Annotated in this window: 18 protein-coding genes; 5 read left to right on the top strand and 13 right to left on the bottom strand. The window is 68.6% G+C overall.

Annotated features, from left to right (window positions below):
• Positions 1 to 675, top strand: coding sequence for an isoprenylcysteine carboxylmethyltransferase family protein (locus tag A5686_RS14720; RefSeq protein WP_067935346.1), 675 nt, complete (start codon positions 1 to 3; stop codon positions 673 to 675).
• 29 nt (positions 676 to 704) lie between these two features.
• A complete protein-coding gene (locus A5686_RS14715; RefSeq protein WP_067935343.1) occupies positions 705 to 2,396 on the top strand; it encodes a CocE/NonD family hydrolase in 1,692 nt (563 codons plus the stop codon).
• Between the two features lie 44 nt (positions 2,397 to 2,440).
• Here A5686_RS14715 and glgC read toward each other — a convergent pair whose 3' ends face one another.
• Positions 2,441 to 3,655 carry a glucose-1-phosphate adenylyltransferase gene (glgC, locus tag A5686_RS14710; protein ID WP_067935340.1) on the bottom strand — a complete coding sequence of 405 codons (1,215 nt, stop codon included), beginning with the start codon at positions 3,653 to 3,655 and terminating at the stop codon, positions 2,441 to 2,443.
• Between the two features lie 169 nt (positions 3,656 to 3,824).
• Here glgC and glgA point away from each other — a divergent pair, with 169 nt between their 5' ends.
• Positions 3,825 to 4,997 carry a glycogen synthase gene (glgA, locus tag A5686_RS14705; protein ID WP_067935336.1) on the top strand — a complete coding sequence of 391 codons (1,173 nt, stop codon included), beginning with the start codon at positions 3,825 to 3,827 and terminating at the stop codon, positions 4,995 to 4,997.
• Between the two features lie 29 nt (positions 4,998 to 5,026).
• On the opposite strand, the gene A5686_RS14700 is transcribed toward glgA, so the two are convergent.
• From A5686_RS14700 to A5686_RS14670, 7 genes are all read right to left on the bottom strand, one after another.
• Positions 5,027 to 5,200: a DUF3117 domain-containing protein gene (locus tag A5686_RS14700; protein ID WP_066995255.1), complete on the bottom strand. Its 174-nt coding sequence runs from the start codon at positions 5,198 to 5,200 to the stop codon at positions 5,027 to 5,029.
• A gap of 166 nt (positions 5,201 to 5,366) precedes the next feature.
• Positions 5,367 to 5,948 carry a DNA-3-methyladenine glycosylase I gene (locus tag A5686_RS14695; protein ID WP_067935333.1) on the bottom strand — a complete coding sequence of 194 codons (582 nt, stop codon included), beginning with the start codon at positions 5,946 to 5,948 and terminating at the stop codon, positions 5,367 to 5,369.
• The gene (locus A5686_RS14690) at positions 5,945 to 6,301 is read right to left on the bottom strand and encodes a DivIVA domain-containing protein (RefSeq protein WP_067935330.1); all 357 of its coding nucleotides are present in this window, start codon (positions 6,299 to 6,301) and stop codon (positions 5,945 to 5,947) included. The genes A5686_RS14695 and A5686_RS14690 overlap by 4 nt, the downstream gene beginning before the upstream one ends.
• A gap of 59 nt (positions 6,302 to 6,360) precedes the next feature.
• The gene (locus tag A5686_RS14685) at positions 6,361 to 7,377 is read right to left on the bottom strand and encodes a glucosyl-3-phosphoglycerate synthase (protein ID WP_067935327.1); all 1,017 of its coding nucleotides are present in this window, start codon (positions 7,375 to 7,377) and stop codon (positions 6,361 to 6,363) included.
• A complete protein-coding gene (gene folP / locus A5686_RS14680) occupies positions 7,374 to 8,198 on the bottom strand; it encodes a dihydropteroate synthase (protein ID WP_067935421.1) in 825 nt (274 codons plus the stop codon). The genes A5686_RS14685 and folP overlap by 4 nt, the downstream gene beginning before the upstream one ends.
• Positions 8,199 to 8,368: 170 nt before the next feature.
• A complete protein-coding gene (gene fadD6, locus A5686_RS14675) occupies positions 8,369 to 10,153 on the bottom strand; it encodes a long-chain-acyl-CoA synthetase FadD6 (protein WP_067935326.1) in 1,785 nt (594 codons plus the stop codon).
• Between the two features lie 73 nt (positions 10,154 to 10,226).
• Positions 10,227 to 10,790 carry a TIGR00730 family Rossman fold protein gene (locus tag A5686_RS14670; RefSeq protein ID WP_067935323.1) on the bottom strand — a complete coding sequence of 188 codons (564 nt, stop codon included), beginning with the start codon at positions 10,788 to 10,790 and terminating at the stop codon, positions 10,227 to 10,229.
• Between the two features lie 86 nt (positions 10,791 to 10,876).
• On the opposite strand from A5686_RS14670, the gene A5686_RS14665 reads away from it, so the two are divergent.
• On the top strand, positions 10,877 to 13,003 hold the full coding sequence (locus A5686_RS14665; RefSeq protein ID WP_067935320.1) for an AAA family ATPase: 2,127 nt from the start codon (positions 10,877 to 10,879) through the stop codon (positions 13,001 to 13,003).
• Here the strand turns inward: A5686_RS14665 and dapE are convergent.
• The 3 genes from dapE to A5686_RS14650 form a co-directional block, all read right to left on the bottom strand.
• Entirely contained in the window at positions 13,000 to 14,064 is a 1,065-nt protein-coding gene (gene dapE / locus A5686_RS14660; protein WP_067935419.1) for a succinyl-diaminopimelate desuccinylase, read from the bottom strand. The two genes, A5686_RS14665 and dapE, sit on opposite strands and share 4 nt — an antisense overlap.
• A 113-nt stretch (positions 14,065 to 14,177) precedes the next feature.
• Positions 14,178 to 15,323, bottom strand: a complete 1,146-nt coding sequence (locus A5686_RS14655) for a PPE family protein (protein WP_067935317.1) — start codon at positions 15,321 to 15,323, stop codon at positions 14,178 to 14,180.
• Positions 15,324 to 15,358: 35 nt separating this feature from the next.
• The gene (locus A5686_RS14650; protein ID WP_067935315.1) at positions 15,359 to 16,174 is read right to left on the bottom strand and encodes a PE domain-containing protein; all 816 of its coding nucleotides are present in this window, start codon (positions 16,172 to 16,174) and stop codon (positions 15,359 to 15,361) included.
• 280 nt (positions 16,175 to 16,454) lie between these two features.
• On the opposite strand from A5686_RS14650, the gene dapD reads away from it, so the two are divergent.
• Positions 16,455 to 17,408: a 2,3,4,5-tetrahydropyridine-2,6-dicarboxylate N-succinyltransferase gene (gene dapD, locus A5686_RS14645; RefSeq protein ID WP_156750076.1), complete on the top strand. Its 954-nt coding sequence runs from the start codon at positions 16,455 to 16,457 to the stop codon at positions 17,406 to 17,408.
• Positions 17,409 to 17,417: 9 nt separating this feature from the next.
• Here the strand turns inward: dapD and A5686_RS14640 are convergent, their stop codons facing one another.
• Together A5686_RS14640 and A5686_RS14635 are read right to left on the bottom strand one after the other, a co-directional pair.
• Complete coding sequence (locus A5686_RS14640; protein WP_067935310.1) at positions 17,418 to 18,713, bottom strand: MFS transporter; 1,296 nt, start codon at positions 18,711 to 18,713, stop codon at positions 17,418 to 17,420.
• A 195-nt stretch (positions 18,714 to 18,908) separates the two neighbouring features.
• Positions 18,909 to 20,324, bottom strand: coding sequence for an acyl-CoA synthetase (locus A5686_RS14635; protein WP_067935307.1), 1,416 nt, complete (start codon positions 20,322 to 20,324; stop codon positions 18,909 to 18,911).
• Positions 20,325 to 20,333 lie beyond the last annotated feature (9 nt).

Here is a 20,333-nt window from a genome sequence, read left to right as displayed (position 1 = left end):
ATGAAGACCGGGATACGGCTAACGGCGACCTCCGTGTGGGGCATTCTCTCGTTGCTCTTGATCCTCCTCGTGCCGGCCGGCACGCTGCACTACTGGCAGGCGTGGCTCTTCGTCGCCGTGTTCACGGCGGTCACCATCGTGCCCGCCGCCTACCTGGCCCGGACCAATCCCGCGGCCCTACAACGCCGCATGCGTGCGGGCCCGCGGGCCGAACCCCGCAAGGCACAGAAGTTCATCATCACCGGCTCGTTTCTGAGTTTTTTCGCGACGATGGTCTTCAGCGCGCTCGATCATCGGTTCGGCTGGTCGTCGGTGCCTGCGCTGATGTCAGTGCTCGGCGAAGTGCTCGTGGCGACGGGTCTGGGCATCGCCATGTTGGTGATCGTGCAAAACGGCTATGCCGCCGCGACGGTCACGGTGGAAACGGGCCAGACAGTCGCCTCAGACGGACTCTATAAGTTCGTGCGCCACCCGATGTACGTCGGAAATGTGATCATGATGACCGGTATCCCCTTGGCGCTTGGCTCCTACTGGGGTTTGCTCTTCGTCGTCCCGGGCACCCTGGCGCTCGCGCTACGCATCGTCGATGAAGAAAAGCTGCTCGCCCGAGACCTATCCGGGTACCGGGAATACACCCAACGCGTGCGCTATCGGCTGGTGCCCTACATCTGGTAGCCACCGGATCAGCCGCTTAAGGTATTGGCGTGCGGCACAACCGGCCACCGGCCCAGGATCGCCCGTGGCGTCGCCCCGGCGCGCTGCGCTACGCGCTGAACAGGATTCGCGGCGTCGTCAAACCCCCGGTCACCGTCACCGATCCCCCCGCCGACCTGCAGTTCGAGCGTGACGTGGCCTTTGCCACGCGCGATGGAACGGTCCTGCGGCTCAACGTTTTTCGCCCCGAGGACGCGATGGGCGCACCCCGTCCGGTCATCTTGAGCATTCACCCGTACGGCAAGGACAACTTGCCGACCCGGCGCGGCAACAAGTCGACATTCTCGGCGCAGTACCGCATGATCCGTCAGCCACACCGCGTGACCTTCTCCGCCCTGACCGGTTGGGAGGCACCGGATCCGGCATGGTGGACCGCGCACGGCTTCGTCGTGGTCAACGCCGACTCTCGCGGCTGCGGCCATTCCGACGGCACCGGCAATCTGCTGTCCCGCCAAGAAGCCGAGGACACCTACGACCTGGTTCAGTGGATCGCCGAACAGCCGTGGAGCGACGGCAACGTCGTGATGCTCGGGGTGTCCTACCTGGCCATCAGCCAGTACGCCGTGGCCGCCCTGCAGCCGCCGGCGCTGCGGGCGATCTGTCCGTGGGAAGGCTTTACCGATGCGTACCGCGACCTGATGTTTCCGGGCGGCGTTCACGAGATCGGCTTCAGCCGATTGTGGTCGCGCCACCTCACTCGCGACACGCGGCAGAGCTACGACATCGCCCAAATGCAGGAAGACCACCCGCAGCGCGACGAGTTCTGGCGCTCCCTGGCACCCGACCTGTCGGCGATCAAGGTACCCATGCTGGTCTGCGGCAGCTTCTCGGACAACAACCTGCACAGCCGCGGTTCGATGCGGGCATTCGTGCATGGCGGCTCTGCCCACGCCCGGCTTTACACCCATCGCGATGGCAAGTGGAGCACCTTCTATTCCGAAGCCGCGCTTGCGGAGCAGCTGAAGTTCTTTCGCGAGGTGTTGGACGGCGCAACGGCGTCGCGCAGCGTGCGCCTGGAAGTACGCGAGGACCGCGTCACCGTCGCCGCGGTGCGCGAAGAGGCGGACTGGCCGCTGGCCCGCACGCATTGGCGCCCACTGTATCTAGGCGAAGACGGCACCCTGACGCCCGAGCGGCCCGCGGCCCCCGGGCACATCTCATTCAAAACACGTTGCGATGCAGCCTCTTTCACCTGGACCGTTCCCGAAGACATCGAGCTGACCGGGCCGATGGTGGCCCGGCTGTGGGTCAAGCTGAGCGGCTGCGACGACGCGAACTTGTTCGTCGGTGTGGAGAAGTGGCGTGATGGGCGGTTCGTCGGCTTCGAGGGGTCCTATGGTTACGGCCGCGACCGGGTGACCACCGGTTGGCAGCGAATTTCGCTGCGCGCCCTGGACCCCGAGCTGTCCCGGCCGGCCGAACCCGTCATCAAGGGCACCGATCCACGGCCACTTTCGCCCGGCGAGTCGGCCGCGCTGCAGGTGGAGCTGGGCCCGTCGGCGACGCTGTTCCGCGCCGGCGAACAGTTGCGGCTGGTGGTCGCCGGGCGATGGTTGTCTCCGAGAAACCCACTTACGGGCCAGTTTCCGGCGTGGTACGAAGGCTCGTCTCGTGGTCGCGTCACCTTGCTTTGGGGTCCGGAGCGCGAAGCCCACCTGCTGATCCCCGAGATTCCGGAGTAGACCGATGGCGCAACGTCTCAGCGGCCGCGTCGTCGACCGTTGCGCTAGATCCAGACGCCCTTACCCACGGCAACCACACCGCCTGCGCTGATCGCGAAGCGCTCCCGGTCCCTTTCCAGATCCACGCCCACCATCTCGCCGGGCCCGACAACGACGTTCTTGTCCAGGATCGCGTGGCGAACCACCGCACCGCGGCCGACCCGGGCGCCGGGCATGATCACGCTGCCCTCCACGATCGCGCCGTCGTCGACCACCACGTTCGACGACAGCACCGAATTGCGCACCGAGGCCGCCGAGATGATGCTGCCCGCACCCACGACCGACTCCTGCGCGGAACCACCGTTGACGAATTTGGCCGGTGCCAGGTTCTCCGACTCGCCGCGGATCGGCCAGCGTTTGTTGTACAGGTTGAACACCGGATGCACTGACACCAGGTCCATGTGCGCGTCGTAGAACGCGTCCAGCGTTCCCACGTCCCGCCAGTAGGCCCGGTCACGATCCGTGGCGCCGGGCACCTCGTTGTCGCTGAAGTCGTACACCGCGGCCATCCCGTCGTCGACCAGGCGCGGGATGATGTCACCGCCCATGTCGTGATCGGAATGGTCGTCGTCGGCGTCCGCGCGGATCGCGTCGATGAGCACCTTGGTGGTGAAGATGTAATTGCCCATCGACACGAAAGTCTGCTCGGGGTCGTCCGGGGTCCCCGGGGGATCCAGTGGCTTCTCGACGAACTCGCGGATCCGGCCCGACTCGTCGGAGTCGATGCAGCCGAACGCGGTGGCTTCGCTGCGCGGTACCCGGATGCCGGCCACCGTCGCGCCGGCGCCGCTGTCGATGTGGAACCGGACCATTTGCTCGGGGTCCATCCGGTACACGTGGTCGGCACCGAAAACAACGATGTAGTCGGGGTCTTCGTCGTAGATCAGATTGAGCGATTGGTAGATCGCATCGGCCGAGCCGGTGTACCAGCGGGGGCCCAGTCGCTGTTGCGCGGGCACCGGGGTGATGTACTCGCCGGCCAGGCCGGACAACCGCCAGCTCTGCGAGATGTGACGGTCGAGTGAATGCGACTTGTACTGAGTGAGAACACAGATGCGCAGATACCGAGCATTGACGAGGTTGGACAGGACGAAGTCGATCAGTCGGTAGGCGCCACCAAAGGGAACTGCGGGCTTGGCGCGGTCCGCCGTCAGCGGGTACAGCCGCTTGCCCTCACCGCCGGCCAGGACGATGCCCAGCACGTGTGGCGCTTCCCTCATGGTTCCAAACCTATCGGCCGTGGCGAAGGGCTGCCAGGGGCAAGGGGTGATTGGCGAGGTTCTGTGGGGCTGTCCGTCAAGGTATTTGGCTGCGCACGCCCGCGCAGACCACCCCCGGCGTGCCGCACCCGGCTCGCGGTGGGCTCCGTCGCCGAACTACCGTTCGGGTATGCGGGTGGCGATGATGACGCGCGAATACCCACCGGAGGTCTACGGCGGAGCGGGAGTCCATGTCACCGAACTCGTCGCCCAGCTGCGCCGGCTGTGTGCGGTTGACGTGCATTGCATGGGCGCACCCCGCCCGGGTGCCCGTGGAGTGCACGTGCACGAGCCCGACCCGCGGCTGCAGGGCGCCAACCAGGCGGTGTCGACCCTGTCGGCCGACTTGATGATGGCCGATGCCGCGTCAGGGGCCAGCGTGGTGCATTCACACACCTGGTACACCGGTATGGCCGGGCATCTGGCGGCGCTGCTCTACGGCATCCCGCACGTCTTGACTGCGCATTCGCTCGAGCCGCTGCGCCCATGGAAGGCCGAGCAACTCGGTGGGGGTTACCGGATCTCGAGTTGGGTCGAGCAGACCGCGGTGCTGTCCGCGGACGCCGTCATCGCGGTCAGCACCGCGATGCGCGAGGACGTCCTGCGCGTCTATCCCGCACTGGATCCCAGCGCCGTGCACGTCATCCGCAACGGTGTCGACACCGAGGTCTGGTACCCGGCCGGGCCGGTGCAAACCGGATCGATGCTGGCTGAACTCGGCGTCGATCCGGTCCGGCCCACAGTGGTGTTCGTGGGCAGGATCACGCGGCAGAAGGGACTGGCGCACCTGGTGGCGGCCGCCCACCGGTTCAGCCCGGAGGCGCAGGTGGTGTTGTGCGCCGGAGCTCCCGATACCCCGGAGATCGCCGACGAGATTCGCGACGCCGTGACCGCTCTCGCCGGCAGCCGCACCGGGGTCTTCTGGATCCAGGAGATGCTGCCCATCGCGGATCTGCGCGAAATCCTCTCGGCGGCATCGGTTTTCGTATGCCCGTCGGTTTACGAACCGTTAGGCATCGTAAATTTGGAGGCGATGGCTTGCGCGACGGCGGTGGTGGCATCCGATGTCGGCGGGATCCCGGAGGTGGTCGCCGACGGGGTCACCGGCACGCTGGTGCATTACGACCCCGACGACGCGCAGGGCTACCAGGCCGGATTGGCCGACGCGGTCAATGAGTTGATCGCCGACCCCGACAAAGCGCAGCGCTACGGCAAGGCAGGACGCCAGCGCTGCGTCGAAGAGTTCTCCTGGGCCCACGTCGCCGAGCAGACCCTGGAGATCTATCGGAAGGTGTGTGCGTAGCGCCGCCGCTATCCGTCCGGCGGCAGGCCCTAGGTGGAGCTCGTGACGCCCTTGAGTTCGTCACCGAGGGCGGCGGCTTCGTCGGGCGTCAGCTCGACGACAAGTCGACCGCCCCCCTCAAGTGGTACTCGCATCACGATGCCGCGCCCCTCCTTGGTTGCTTCCAGAGGACCGTCTCCGGTCCGGGGCTTCATCGCCGCCATCGAGTGCTCCCTCCGGGTTCGAGCTGGCCCGCCCGTGCGGACCTGGTCGGCGCCGAGCATGCCCCGCCAGCGAACTTCAAGCCATGCCCGACATCGAACTGCCTAATCACCCCTCCATTGTTCCCTATCCAGGTCGCCACTTGAACAAAGACCCACATCTGTGCGCTCAGCGGGCCGTTGCCGGCACCCAGCAATCGCGAATGTGGTCGTCGACCATCCCGGTCGCCTGCATCAGTGCATAGGCGGTGGTCGGGCCGACGAAACGGAACCCGCGCCGCTTGAGTTCACGGGCCATGGCCTTCGATTCGTCAGTGGCCGAGGGGATTTCGGATGGGTCGGCCGGCCGTGACCGCGGCGACGGCGCAAAGGACCACAGCAGGTCGGCCAGGTCTTCCGGAGCCCCCAGTTCAGCGGCGGCGCGCGCGTTGGCGATCGTCGACTCGATCTTGGCGCGGTTGCGGACAATTCCCTGGTCCACCATCAGCCGCCGCACGTCGGCGTCGGTGTATTCAGCGACCGTGGTGATGTCGAAGCGGGCGAACGCGCGCCGAAAGTTCTCCCTTTTGCGCAGGATGATCAGCCACGACAGGCCACTTTGAAAGGCCTCCAGACTCATCCGCTCGAACAACGCAACCCCGTTGCGCACCGGCTGGCCCCATTCGCGGTCGTGGTAGTCGCGATAGAGCTCGAAATCGGGGCCGGGTCGCCCGGTCGCCCAACTGCAGCGAACCAGTTCGTCCTTGTTCACACTGAGTCCTGACGATCCTCGCCGTCGTCTGGTTCCTCGGATTGGCCCTCGGTCGCCGGCCCGGCTGGCGACGCGGGCACAGCGGCAAGCTGACCGCGCAGCGCCTCGAGCTCACGCGCGAGCCGATCCAACACCCAGTCCACCTCACTGGTCTTGTAACCGCGGAAGGTTTGGGTGAATTTGACGGCGTCGACGTCGGACCCGGTCACCCCGAACGCGGGAAGCATGGTGGCCGTCGTCCCGCGCGGCAGGGGCGGCAGTTGCTCGCCGCGACCGAACAACAGGCTGGCCGCGCCGAACAGGACGATCGCCACCAGCACCAGGACCACCAGGTACAGCAACACCAACGCCACGTGATCGATATTGCCCTATGCCACCGACACCGCGGCGGTCAGCGTGACCTCGGCCGGGCCTACCGGGGCCTGATGGCCTGCATCGGCGGCCGGTCCGCCAGCGACACCGCCGAGGTGCGCTGGGTGTAGCCCTGGAAGTCGGAGCCCCCGGGACCGTCGGCCACGAACTGCGTCAGCCCGACGCCGGAGTCGGGGATCCCACAGCGCGACAGCAGCGTCGCGATGACCTGCCGGCTCATCACGCCCAGCTCGGCCAGCGGCCGGTTGCGGTGCGCGCGGACACCCAGGTTGGCTTGGGCGATCGCGTCCAACCCCAGCCGGTCGAAGGTGTCCACCAGCAGCCCGATCTCCACGCCGTAGCCCGGGGCGAACGGAACCGACGTCAGCAGCTCTCGGGTCGCCGCGTATTCGCCGCCGAGCGGCTGCACCATACAGCCCAGTTCCGGCCGCAGAGCCGCAAGCAGCGGCCGGGCCACCAACTCGGTCACCCGCCCACCGCCGGTGGCACTCGTGTCGGCGGCCACGTCGCCGACGTCGGCGAGCTCGCTGCCCCGTAAAGGCCTCCGATAGAAGCTTTTGACCAGGTGAATGCGGTCATCGGTGAGCAGCGGAGCGACCAGCCACGGCACGAACATCGGATGCGGATCGATCAGGTCGGAGTCGACGAACACCACGATGTCGCCCCGGGTGGCGGCCAGCGACCGCCACAATGCTTCGCCCTTGCCGGGTCGTATGGGCACCTCGGGCAGCGCCTGTTCGCGGCTGACGACGCGGGCGCCCGCAGCGACGGCGCGGATCTCGGTCTCGTCGGTCGAACCGGAGTCCAGCACGATCAGCTCGTCGACCAGTCCATCGACCAGCGGTGAGATGCTCTCGATCACCGCCTCGATGGTTTCTTCCTCGTCGAGGGCGGGCAGCACCACCGAGATGGTTCGCCCGGCCTTCGCGGCCTCCAGCTCGCCGATGGTCCAGCTCGGCCGGCTCCAGCTGCGGTTGGCCAGCCAGATGTCACCGGGCCGGGCGGTGCGCATGCCGTTGTTGGCGAGATCGCCGGTGACCAGGTCAGATGTCGTCATGCCAGTCCCCTGACCGAGCGCGTCGGGGGGCGCGTTCCCTGAATGGAGGCCACCATTTCCAGCACCCGGCGGGTGGCCGCGACCTGGTGTACGCGAAACATCCGCGCGCCGGCGGCGGCCGCCAGCGCGGTGGCCGCCAACGTTCCCTCGAGCCGCTCGGTCAATTCCACACCCAGAGTCTCCCCGACGAAGTCCTTGTTACTCAAAGCCATGAGGACCGGCCACCCGGTATCGACAAGATCGCTCACGTGGCGCAACAGCAGCAGCCCGTGGAAGGTGTTCTTGCCGAAGTCGTGGGTGGGGTCGATCAGCACCCGGTCGCGGGCCACTCCGCACGCCACCGCCCGCTCGGCAGCCGCGGTGACCTGGGCGATGACGTCGCCGACCACGCCGCGGACGGTGATTCCGTAATTCACGCGGAAGGGACGCGTGCGCGGCAGCGCGTTGCCGGTGTGCGAACACACCAGGCCGGCCCCGAACTCGGCGGCCACCTCCGGCAGCGCCGGGTCGATGCCGCCCCAGGTGTCGTTGATCAAATCCGCGCCGGCCGCGCAGGCCACCTTGGCGACCTCGGAACGCCAGGTATCGGCGCTGATCAGCTGATCCGGATAGGCGTCGCGCAGCCATTCGATGAAGGGCACCAGCCGGGCGATTTCGGTGTCGGCATCGACCTCTTGACCGGGGCCCGCCTTGACACCGCCGACGTCGATGACATCGGCACCGTCGGCGACGGCCTGGTGCACGGCCGCCCTGGCAGCGTCGTCGCTGAAGGTCGCGCCCTTGTCGTAGAACGAGTCCGGGGTGCGGTTGATGATGGCCATGATCAGCGCACGATCGCCTGCGACCGGGCGGCCACACAGCGTGGAACGGCCGGCCGACGCCGGCGATGTCGAGTGCACACGTATATGGTGCCCGGTCGCCGCCGCCCGCGCGGCCCGGGGATCGAGTGCGCGATGTCGCGGCGTGCGGTCGCCATGAGCTCAGCGCGCACTCACCCCTTGGGCCGCTTGCCTTCGCCTATCTCGCCCGGGTACTCGTCGTAGTAGGGCACGTAGCCCTCATCGCGTCCGGCCAGCACATACAGCGGGTCCTCGACGTCGGAACCGTAGCCCTGCTCGCGCAACTCCACCTTGCGGCTCTTGAAGGTCGTGGTCTGCTCGATGGAATCCACCAGCCGCACGAACAGCGGCAGCGCATAGGCGGGCAGCTGGTCATACACGGCACGGGCCAGCGACTGCCCGTCGAACTCGGCGCCCCCGCGCAATTTGACCGCGGCCATCCCGGCGCGGCCGCCCGTGCGCGGAACCTCGACCCCGAAGACGGTGCAGTCCTCGACGGAGTCGTCGGACGCCAGCGCCGCCTCGACCTGCGTGGTGGCGACGTTCTCGCCCTTCCACCGGAAAGTGTCGCCGAGTCGGTCGACGAACGCGGCGTGGCCCATGCCCTGCGGGCTCATCACATCGCCGGTGTTGAACCAGCAGTCACCCTCACGAAAGGCGTTGCGCACCAACTTCTTCTCGCTGGACTCCTTATCGGTGTAGCCGTCGAAGGGCTGCAACCGGTTGACCGGGCTGAGCAACAAACCGGGCTCACCGGCCGGCACGCGACGGACCCGCCCGTCGTCGCCGCGCAGGGGGGCGCCGGTGTCGGGGTCGTACTCGACGTAGGCCAGCGGCATCGGGAACACACCGGTGGAACGGGGCACATTGAAGACGTTGATGAACGCCGCGTTGCCTTCGCTCGAGGCGTAGAACTCGCAGACACGGACGATGCCGAATCGCTGTGTGAATTCGTCCCAGATTTCCGGGCGCAGCCCGTTTCCGGCGATCACCCGCACCTGGTGTGCACGGTCGGTCGGCTTGGCCGGCTGGTTGAGCAGGTATCGGCACACCTCGCCGATGTAGATGAACGCGGTGCCGTCGTTGGCGATCACCTCGTCCCAGAACCTCGACGCCGAGAACGACTTGCCCAGCGCCAGCGTCGCCCCCGAGTTGATCACCGACGACAACGCCACCGTCAGCGCGTTGTTGTGGTACAGCGGCAGGCAACAGTAGAGGGTGTCGGAGCTCTTCAGCCGCAACCCGATGCCGCCGAACGCCGCCAGCGCCTTGAGCCATCGCAAATGTGTCATCACGCTGGCCTTGGGGAATCCCGTTGTGCCCGAGGTGAAAATGTAGAACGCGGTGTCCCTGGCGTGCACGGCCGCCGCCGAGGCGGGGTTGGTGGCCGACGCGCTGACCGCGAACCGCTCGAGATCCTCGACGGTCAACGTCTCGGTGCTGCCCGAGCCACCGCACTCGGCCACTGCGCTGACCAGATCGGTCTCGGCGATGAGCACCTTGGCGTCCAGCAGGCCGAGGCTGTGCGCGAGCACCTCGCCGCGCTGGTGGTAGTTGAGCATGCCGGCGACGGCGCCGCACTTGACCGCCGCCAGCATGGCCAACACGGTGTTGGGCGAGTTGCGCAGCATGATGGCCACGACATCGCCCTGCCCGACACCGCGCGCGGCCAGCACGGCGGCGTACCGATTGGCGGCCGCGTTGGCGTCGCGGTACGTCAGTTTCTGATCGCCCATGCGCAGGAAGATCCGGTCGCCGTAGCGGGCGGCCCGCTCCTGGAACACCGTGCCGATCGATTTCTTGGAGCCCGGCTGGGCCAGCAGCCCGGTCATCGCGCCCCGCACGATCACCGGCAGGTCGGCCAGCACGGCCGGCGCCCGAACTGCGATGTCGGTCAGTTTGACCGGCGTGCGCGCTCCTCCATCACGATCGGACACGTGATCCCCTCGATTCGTTTCCAAAGTCAAGCTCGGCGGACAGCCTAGTAGGGAGGCAAACCCGTCGGCGGCCTCAGCCGGGTGCGCACGCTTCCAGCGCCGCACCCACCTTGTCGACCAGCACCAACCGGTCCATCGCCAGTTGGGAGATGTAACCGTTATCCAGCAATCCGCACAACCACGTCCACAGCCCTTCGTAATGACCGAACGGATCCAGCAGCACGATGGGTTTGCCGTGCAGACCCAGGAAGGCCGTCGTCCATGCGTCAAGCAGCTCGTCGAGGGTGCCGAGGCCACCCGGCAGCACGACGAACGCATCGGAGCGCTCCTCCATGAGCTGCTTGCGCTCGTGCACGGTGTCGCTGACGATCAGCTCGTCGGCGTCCGCGTCGGCAACCTCACGGCGCATCAAGATCTTGGGGATGACGCCGACGGTCCGGCCGCCGCGGGCGCGCGCCGCGCTCGCCACCGCGCCCATCGCCGATACCCGGCCCCCACCCCACACCAACGTCCAGCCGCGCTCGGCGATCGCCTCACCGAGTTCCGCAGCGACTCCGAGCAATTCGGGGTGCTGCGGGCCGGACGCGCAATACACACACACCGACCATTCGCTTGGAGAATCGCGCTGGCCGGACATATCCGCCAAAGGTAGACCAACCGCACACCAGCCGTCATATCTGAGGCTTTCGCCGTCCGGCCGACTACGCACCATAAAATTCGGCGGTGCCGATTCGATGGAACGTCCCCCAACATGCGACGGCCTCAGAACGGTTGGATGCGGCACTGGCCGACGGGGCCCGGGGCGCGGTGGTGCTGGGTCCCGACGGCGTCGGCAAATCCACCCTGGCCCGGCTCGCCGCCGAGCGTTTCACCGATCAGCACCCGAACACGCTCGTCCGCTGGGTCACCGGCACCCCGACCGAACGCACGGTCCCGTTCGGGGCCTTCAGTCATCTGGTGCAGATCGCCGACATCGGCAAGCCGGCCGCGCTATTGCGCGCCGCCCGGGCGTCGCTGGGCGGTGACGACCTGCTGCTGATCGTCGACGACGCCCAACACTTGGACGTGTTGTCGGCGACGCTCGTCTACCAGTTGGCGCGCGATGGTGCGGGACGGCTCATCGTCACCGCCCGCGCCGAGGCCGCTCCCGAAGCGATCGCGGCGCTGTGGAACGACGGCCTGCTCACCCGGATCGACATCGAGCCGCCGGGCGGGGCGACCGTGCCGGCGGAGATTGACACGTTCCTCGCCGAGCTCCCTGAGACGGCTCGCTTGGTCCTGAAGTATCTGGCCGTCGCGGAGCCGCTTTCGGCCGCCGAGTTGACCGCGCTCGCCGGCGACGGCGCGGTGGCCGAGGCGGTGACGTGGGGAGCTGCGGAGACCCGGGCGCGCGGCGGGTCCTCCGACGACCCGGTCGTCTATACAGCCCACCCGCTGTTCGCCGAGCGGATGCGGGCCGCGCTCGACCTCGACGAGGCCCGGCAACGACGCAGCGAGCTCATCGAGCTGCTGTCGCAGCGTCGGTCCGAGCACCTCAGTGACCGGTTGCGACTGGTTTTGCTGGCGCTGGACAGTGACACTTCCCCGCGGGTGGCCGACGTCGTCGCCGCCGCCCGAGAGGCGCTGCGGCTGGGCGATTTGGCGCTGGGCGAACGGCTGGCCCGATCGGCGCTGCAGCGTTCCGGCGGGTTGGTTGCGCGGCTCGCGCTGGCGCATGCCCTGGCGTGGCAGGGCCGTGGCCGCGAGGCCGATTCGGTGCTGGCCGACGTCGACTCCACCGCGTTGACCGAGGCGGCGCTGATGGACTGGGCCCTGCTGCGGGCGGCGAACCAGTTCTGGATGCTGAGCGAACCGGAGCGCGCCACCGCGTTCCTGCGGACCGTGCGCAACCGGGTCACCGACGCCGGACCGCAGACCACCCTCGACGCGCTCAGCGCGACCTTCGCGATGAACGCCGGCAACGTCAGGCACGCCGTTAAGGTCTCCTCCGACGTCCTCGCGTCGCCGGCGGCCGATGACCAGGCGGTGGCATGGGCGGCCAGCGCGGCCGCATTGTGCGCGGCGCGCGAGGGTCGATTCGAGGACGTCGAGCCGCTGGCACAGCGCGCCCTGGCCGCCGAACATCCCGGGCTGTTGCGCTTCACCATCGGGCTGGGTCAGACCACCGCGCTGTTGATGGCCGGCCACCCTGACCAAGCCCGCCAGCTCGCTCAGCAGTTCACCGACTTCGCCGAATTGCAACAACCGGGTCGCGCAATCGGTGAGGTATTGTTGGCTCACGTGCTGATCGCTGGCGGCGAATTTGCCGCTGCCGCAGCAATATTGACCCCGGCGTCCGCCACCCTGGAGCGCACCGGTTATTCATGGGGGCCGCTGTCACTGACACTGCTGGCCACCGCGCTGGCCAAGCAGGGTGACACCGCCGCCGCAGCAAAGGCATTGAGCAGGGCCGAATCCCGGCACGGCACCAAGTCGGCCCTGTTCACACCGGAGCTCGGTGTGGCGCGGGCATGGCGGCTGGCCCTGGTGCGGGACGCGCATGGCGCGGTCGCCGCCGCGCGTGACGCCGCCCGGACGGCCGAACGCGGTGGGCAGCGGGGCGTGGCGGTGCGCGTCTGGCACGAAGCGGTGCGGCTGGGGGACGGCCGGGCGGTAGATCCTCTGGCTCGGCTCTGTGACGAGATCGATTGTGTTGTAGGCAGAATCGCATTAGCCCATGCCCGCGCGCTGGCTGCGGGCGATGACGCCGGTTTGCGGGCGGTGTCGGACGAGTTAACGTCGATCGGCATGCACGCGGCCGCCGCCGACGCCGCCGCGCAGGCACAGCGGTGCGGGGCCGGAAAGGCTTAGCCGCTCAGGTAGCCGCGCAGCACGTCCACCGCGGCGGTGACGTTTGCGACCGCGACCCGCTCGTCACGCTTGTGCGCCAGGTTGGGATCACCGGGCCCGAAGTTGACCGCCGGTATGCCCAGTGCGGCGAAGCGCGCCACGTCGGTCCAGCCGTACTTGGCCCGGACGTTTCCGCCCGCCGCTTCGATCAGCGCTTTGGCGGCGGGTTGGGACAGGCCGGGCAGCGCGCCGGCCGCCGCATCGGTCTGCTCGATGTGCACGTCGAGCCCGGCGAGCACGTCGTGCACGTGTTGCAGCGCGTCGGGGAGCGACCGGTCGGGGGCGAAACGGAAGTTGATCGTCACCGCGGCCGCGTCGGGAATGACGTTGCCCGCCACGCCGCCGTCGATGCGCACGGCCGACAGGCCTTCACGATAGACGCAGCCGTCGATGTCGACGCTGCGTGGCTCGTAGACGGCCAGCCGCTCCAGCACGGCGCCGAGCTTGTGAATCGCGTTGTCTCCCAACCAGGCTCGCGCCGAATGCGCACGGGTTCCGCTGGCGCTGACCACTACGCGCAGGGTGCCTTGGCAGCCTGCTTCGATGTAGCCGCCGGTGGGCTCGCCCAAGATCGCCACGTCGGCGGACAGCCAGTCCGGCAACTCGCGTTCGATGCGGCCCAATCCGTTTGCCGCGGCCTCGATTTCCTCACAGTCGTACATCACCAGTGTCAGATCGTGCACCGGGTCGGCCACCGTGGCGGCGAGATGGAGGAAGACCGCGTCCCCGGATTTCATATCCGCCGTGCCGCAGCCGTACAGGTCGCCGCCCTCGCGGCGGCTGGGCAGGTTTCCGGCCACGGGGACGGTGTCCAGGTGGCCCGCCAGCAGCACGCGCGACGGCCGCCGGTGGTGCGTGCGCGCCAGCACGGCGTTGCCGTTGCGGATGATCTCGAACCCGAAGGTTTGTGACCGCAGCGCGGCCTCGACCTCGTCGGCCAGCCGCGCCTCGTCCCGCGATTCGCTGGGGATGTCCACCAGCGCCGCGGTCAGCGCGATCGGATCCCCGCGTAAGTCCAACACGGTCTCAGGGTAGTGGCGATCGCAAGCGCGGCCCCGCCGGGCGCAGCGGGTCGCCACCATCAACCCCGAGGCGATCGCAAGCGCGGCCCCGCCGGGCGCAGCGCCGGCGCGGCTCAGACGAGGACCTGGGTGGGCATCACCTTGGGCTTGACGCCATAACGCGGCCCCATGCCGTAGCCGCCCCGGCCCGCCGAGGCGACCGCCGGCATGCCGGACGCCCAGGTGGTTTGCACGTCCTCGGCGGGCGCGGTCCACCCCGCACCCGCGATGGTCGCGGCGGGGACCCGCGGCGTGGCCGCCGACCACGTTGCGGGCGTCGACAATCCGCCGATTGGGGACGCCGAGCCCATGCTCGCCAGTACCGGTCCGGCCCCGACGCCCGCAGTGCTGACCGGTGCCGCTGCACTCACCAGGGCGCCGGAGCTGACCGCGCTTCCCAGGTCCGTGGACAGGCCGGCCGAAGCGGCCGTGTCGAGGGTGTGGTTGTACAAGATGTTGGACACGATGGTGTTGAACACGTTCCACGACACGACGTCGGTTCCGGCGTTGCCGATGTTGGACACCAGAGGGTCGCCAAGGATGCTGTCCAGGGCGCTCGCGCCCGGCGGGTCCGCCAGTGCGGCGGGTGCGGCCAACGTCTGCACAGCGTTGGGCACGTTGGAGACGACCCCGCGGAGCCCACTGGTCTGTGCGGCCGTGGCCGCAGTCTGCGCGCCCAGTCCACCCGGGTTATTGGTGGGCGCCGGAGATGTCAATGGACTCAGCCTTGCCGCGGCCGCCGACGACGCCGCGTAGCCGTACATGGCGGCGGCGTCTTGCGACCACATCTCGCCGTATTGCGCCTCGGTGGCCGCGATGGCCGGGGTGTTCTGTCCCAGGACGTTGGTCGCGACCAAAGCCGCGAGCTGGGCCCGGTTGGCCGCGACCAGCGGCGGCGGCACAGTCATCGCAAAGGCAGCCTCGTAGGCCGCCGCGGAGGCCATGGCTTGAGCGGCCGCCTGTTGCAGTTGTGCGGCGGTGGTGTGCATCCACATCACATACGGCGCGATGGCGGTGGCCATCGCCACCGACGACGGCCCCATCCAGTCCTCGCCGGTCAAATTCGCGATCGCCGCCTCGCTGGCTGCGGCGGTGGTACTCAGTTCGTCGGCCAAGCTGCTGAACGCCGCCGCCGCGGCCATCATCGGGCCCGCCCCCGCACCGGTGTACATGCGCAGGGAATTGACCTCTGGGGGCAGTGCTCCAAAGTCGAAAGTCATTGTCTTGCTCCTGTTCTCGCTGTGGGTCGGGGGTGCTAGACGCCCGGCTTGGGCATTACGGTGGGTTTGACGCCGTAGCGGGGTGCGCCGAGGCCGTAGCCGCCACGTCCGGTGGTCGCCATCGACGGCACGCCAGCCGGAATGGTGCCCACCGTCGCGGTCTGGGGCGCGGCGCTGGCGAACCCCGCACCAGTCAGCGTCGCCGGGGCCGGGGTCACCGCCGAGACTTCGGTTGCCGCCCAGCTTGGTGGTACCGACAACGCGCCGATCGAGGGTCCCCGACCCATGCTCGCCAGCAACGGCGCCCCGGCCGCGGCTGCGGGCGCCGCCGGGGCGGGGGCGCTCGCCGGGGTTGCCGACGTGAGACCACCGGTGAAATTAGGGATGCCGGCCGCGCCGGGGACCGGAGCGAATTGCCCCTCGCCCAAGGTGATGAAGTCCGAGGCCGCGGCGCCGACGTTCTGACCCCACTCGATGGAGGTGCCCAGGGCCGCGTCCCCGGCCGGCGGGTCGGCGGCAGCGGCGGCCGGGGCGGCGGCGGGCAACGCCGCGGCCCTCGTGGTGACCTGGTTCACGGCTTCCGTCGTGCCATAGGAGTCGGCGTTGCTGTCCAGGTTGTTCACCAAAGTTTGGTGAATCGCTTTTGCCTGCGCGCTGACCTGCTGGTACCAGGCGCCGTAGGCGGAGAACTGCGCGGCCTGCAGTGCGGACACCTCGTCGGCGGCCGCCGGAGCGATGCTCGTGGTGGGCGCCGCGGCGGCGGCATCCTGGGCGGCCATCGAGGCGCCGAGGCCTTCGAGTGTGCTCGCCGCGGCCAGCAGCGCCTCGGGCCGGGTGGTGACAAAGGACATGTTCTTCTCCTCGGGCAATCAGGCGGCCACGACGGCCGGCGACATAGGGACCTGCGGCAGGCCCGGAAGGATCCCGGAAGCTGCGTACCCAAATCGGCAAAATTCACGCCTGACCTGCTAGGACCGGGGAAGCCGAACGCTCACGGCCGTGGAACCACCCGGCGATGACGAGTTACCTTGCCCGCGTCGGTCTTTGAGTGCGGACCGGGCCCGGCTTTGCGGATGTCGATTCCGCACCTCCACAGGGCGGGCGGGAGCTGCGCGCAGCCCACGAAGTAACCTGTCCGCCGTGACTGGAGCTGCAGGAATCGGGCTGGCAACGCTGGCCGCCGACGGATCGGTCCTCGACACGTGGTTTCCCGCGCCGGAACTGACCGCACCGGGCACCAGCGCGACGTCGCGGCTGGCGCTGTCCGATGTTCCCCCGGAGCTGACCGCGCTGATCGGTCGCGACGACGACCGCGGCACCGAGACCGTCGCCGTGCGCACGGTCATCGGCTCGCTGGATGACGTGGCCGCCGACGCCTACGACGCCTACCTGCGATTGCATCTGCTCTCGCACCGGTTGGTGGCGCCGCACGGGCTGAACGCCGGCGGCTTGTTCGGGGTATTAACCAATGTGGTCTGGACTAACCGCGGACCGTGCGCCGTCGAGGGTTTCGAGGCAGTGCGAGCCCGGCTGCGGCGCCACGGATCGGTGACGATCTACGGCGTCGACAAGTTCCCGCGGATGGTCGATTACGTCCTGCCGACCGGAGTGCGCATCGCCGACGCCGACCGGGTGCGGCTCGGTGCCCACCTGGCGCCAGGCACGACGGTGATGCACGAGGGCTTCGTCAACTACAACGCCGGCACCCTGGGAGCGTCGATGGTGGAGGGACGCATCTCCGCCGGCGTGGTGGTGGACGACGGTTCCGACATCGGAGGCGGAGCCTCGATCATGGGGACGCTGTCCGGGGGTGGCACCGAGGTGATTTCGATCGGCAAGCGCTGCCTGCTCGGCGCCAACGCCGGCCTGGGTATCTCATTGGGCGACGACTGCGTCGTCGAAGCCGGCCTGTACCTCACCGCGGGCACCAAAGTCATTACGCCCGAAGGCAAAACGATCAAGGCGCTCGAGCTGTCCGGAGGCAACAACCTGTTGTTCCGCCGCAACTCGGTGAGCGGCGCGGTGGAAGTGGCGGCCCGCGGCGGCAAGGGCATTGCCCTCAACGAAGATCTGCACGCCAACTAAAGGACGCACCTATAAGTCGGCAGGCACCCGCTCGGCGGCCGGCGCGCCGCCCAGCGCGGTTCCCTTGGTTTCCGGCAGCCGCGAGACGCACACCAAGCTGGCGGTCACCAGGGTCGCCATCATGAGCCCGATGGCCCAGCTGCCGTAGGTCGCCAACAAGGTGCCCGCCAACAGCGGCGGCACGGCGGCGCCGAGGATGCCGGCCAGGTTCATCGCCACCGCTGCGCCGCTGTAGCGGTAACGGGTGGCGAACAGCTCGGGAACGAAAGCCCCCGTGGGGCCGTTGGCTGTCGCCGCGCAGGCGAACATGCCCAGGACGGCTACCGCGTACATGGCGGGGCTGCCGGTATCCATCAGCGGGATGACCACAAACGACCATGGCAGACACGCCGCCAGCCCGCTCAGCATCACCCGGCGACGCCCGACTCGATCCGACAGCCAGGCCCCGAACGAGACGAACACGATGCTCGTCAGCCCAGCCAGCGCACCGACGCCCCAGACGAAGCTGCGCGAATAGCCCAGGTGGGAGTGGGCGTACATGACGAGGAAGGTGTTGCCCAGGTAGACAAAGCCCATGCCGCCCAAAAAGCAGCCCGCGACGAGCACGATTTCGCGACGCTGCAGCCGCACCAGCTCCGCCAGGGGCGCTTTGGGCACTAGGTTGCGGGCCTTCTCCTCCACAAACAGCGGCGTCTCGTCGATGTTGAGCCGCACGTAGAGAGCGATGGCGATCAGCCCGCTGCTGATGAGGAAGGGCACCCGCCAGCCCCATTCCATGAACGCGGGGCTGCTTTCCCCCATGGTGAGACTGACCGCGAGGAACGTCAGGCTGGCCAGTACCCCCGCCGTACCGCCGCCCAGCGAGGTGAACATGCCGTACCAGCCGCGTTTGCCCGGAGGCGCGTATTCGGCGCTCAGCAACACCGACCCGGCCCATTCGCCGCCGACGGCGAAGCCTTGCAGCAAACGCAGGACCACAAGGATCAACGGTGCGGCGACCCCGATCGACGCCGTGTTGGGGACGAGGCCCACGCTGACGGTCGATGCGCCCATGATCAGCAGCGTGGCGACCAACGTCTTCTTGCGACCCAGCCGGTCGCCGAAGTATCCGAAGACGGCGGCGCCCAACGGGCGCGACAGGAACGCCGTCGCGAACGTTGCCATCGAGGCGATGGTGGCCACCGTCGGGCCCAGGTGGGGGAAGAACACCGTGGGAAACACCAGTGCGGCCGCAGTTCCATAGATCAGGAAGTCGTAGAACTCGATGGCCGAGCCCACGAGGCAGGCTGCCGCGATCCGTCGCATAGGGCTACGCCGGGCAGGGGCGGCGGTGCCCACGAATCGAGTCGGGTCACCCATTCTGGCCGCTCGCCGTCCGGTGAGATCGATGCACGGTTCCGACGGTAGGTGAAGCGTCGCGGGCACGCTCGGCCCCAAGCCTGACAAATTGCTGCGTGTCTGGGCGCCCGGCCGAACGGGCGTCACCCGTTGAGCGTCCGCTCAGCCGTCGGTCAGCAGTTGCTTCTTGAGGACCTTGCCCAAGGCGTTGCGCGGCAGCGCGTCGACGATACGCACCTCGCGCGGCCGCTTGTGCACCGAAAGCTCTTGGGCGACATAGTCGATCAGCTCATCGCCGTCGGCCGATCCGACGACGTACGCGACGATGCGCTGACCCAGGTCCGCATCGGGCAGCCCGATGACCGCCGCCTCTTGGACGCCGGGATGCCCGAGCAGCACCGTTTCGATCTCACCGGCCCCGATGCGGTAGCCGCCGGATTTGATCAGGTCGACCGACTCGCGTCCGACGATGCGGTGCATCCCGTCGGCGTCGATCACCGCTACGTCGCCGGTGCGGTACCAGCCGTCGGTGTCGAATGCCTCGGCGGTCGCTTCCGGCCGGTTCAGGTAGCCGTCGAACATCATCGGGCCGCGCACGTGCAGCTTCCCGACGGTCTCGCCGTCGTGTGGCACCACCGCGCCGTCGTCGTCCACCACCCGCGTCCGCACACCGGTGAGCGGCAGGCCCACCCACCCGGGGCGTCGCTCGCCGTCGGCGCGCGTGGACAACGTGATCAGCGATTCCGAGGCGCCGTAGCGTTCGATGGGCTGATGTCCGGTGAGTCCGGCCAGCCGCTCGAACACCGGAACCGGCAGCGGCGCGCTGCCGGAGACCAGTAACCGCGCGGGGCGCAGCGCCCGGGCGGCTTGTTCGTCGGCCCCCACCCGCGACCACACCGTGGGCACCCCGAAAAACAGCGTGCCGCCGTGCTCGGCCGCGGCCTGCGCGTAGCCCGCCGGTGTCGGCTTGCCGGTGTGAATGAAGCGATTTCCGATCCGCAGCGAGCCGAGCAGGCCCAGCACCAGACCGTGCACGTGAAAGAGCGGCAAGCCGTGCACCAAGACGTCGTCGGCCGTCCATTGCCAGGCTTCCGCCAGGGCGTCGAGGTCGGCCGCGATCGCTCGTCGGCTCAACACCACGCCTTTGGGCGGCCCCGTGGTACCCGAGGTGTAGATGATCATCGCGGTGGCGTCCGGCGACGGTTCGGCATAGCGGTGCCAGGAGCGGGCGTGCAGCCGCACCGGGATGTGCGGCAGGCCTTCCGGCTCGTCGGGCGCCGTCCCGAGCCAAGCCCGCACACCGGAGTCGGTGAGCATGTGACGCCGTTCGGCTGCGCCGACATCGGCGGGCACTGGGACAAACGGCACCCCGGCGATCAGGCACCCGGCGACTGCCAGCACCGTCGGGGCAGTCGGTGCGGCCAGGATGGCAACCCGGCCTGCGCCGCCCACCCGCTCGGCCACCGAGGTGCCGGCACCGACGAGGTCGCTGCGGCTGAACACGGTGCCGTCGATGCGCACCGCATCGGCGATATCGGTGGCGCTCAGCGCCACGGGATTCAGGGAGGCCAGCAGCACGTGAGCAGG

The organism is Mycobacterium sp. E2479 (assembly GCF_001667925.1).
Classification (GTDB): domain Bacteria; phylum Actinomycetota; class Actinomycetes; order Mycobacteriales; family Mycobacteriaceae; genus Mycobacterium.
This window is presented reverse-complemented; position numbering and strand designations above follow the sequence as displayed.

What these genes read in the sequence shown, in the direction of transcription:
- glgC (WP_067935340.1), bottom strand. Translation starts at nt 3,655, where the DNA reads ATGAGGGAAGCGCCACACGTGCTGGGCATCGTCCTGGCCGGCGGTGAG.
- A5686_RS14670 (WP_067935323.1), bottom strand. Translation starts at nt 10,790, where the DNA reads ATGTCCGGCCAGCGCGATTCTCCAAGCGAATGGTCGGTGTGTGTGTAT.
- A5686_RS14640 (WP_067935310.1), bottom strand. Translation starts at nt 18,713, where the DNA reads ATGCGACGGATCGCGGCAGCCTGCCTCGTGGGCTCGGCCATCGAGTTC.
- glgA (WP_067935336.1), top strand. Translation starts at nt 3,825, where the DNA reads ATGCGGGTGGCGATGATGACGCGCGAATACCCACCGGAGGTCTACGGC.
- folP (WP_067935421.1), bottom strand. Translation starts at nt 8,198, where the DNA reads ATGGCCATCATCAACCGCACCCCGGACTCGTTCTACGACAAGGGCGCG.
- A5686_RS14700 (WP_066995255.1), bottom strand. Translation starts at nt 5,200, where the DNA reads ATGGCGGCGATGAAGCCCCGGACCGGAGACGGTCCTCTGGAAGCAACC.
- A5686_RS14685 (WP_067935327.1), bottom strand. Translation starts at nt 7,377, where the DNA reads ATGACGACATCTGACCTGGTCACCGGCGATCTCGCCAACAACGGCATG.
- A5686_RS14720 (WP_067935346.1), top strand. Translation starts at nt 1, where the DNA reads ATGAAGACCGGGATACGGCTAACGGCGACCTCCGTGTGGGGCATTCTC.
- A5686_RS14655 (WP_067935317.1), bottom strand. Translation starts at nt 15,323, where the DNA reads ATGACTTTCGACTTTGGAGCACTGCCCCCAGAGGTCAATTCCCTGCGC.
- A5686_RS14650 (WP_067935315.1), bottom strand. Translation starts at nt 16,174, where the DNA reads ATGTCCTTTGTCACCACCCGGCCCGAGGCGCTGCTGGCCGCGGCGAGC.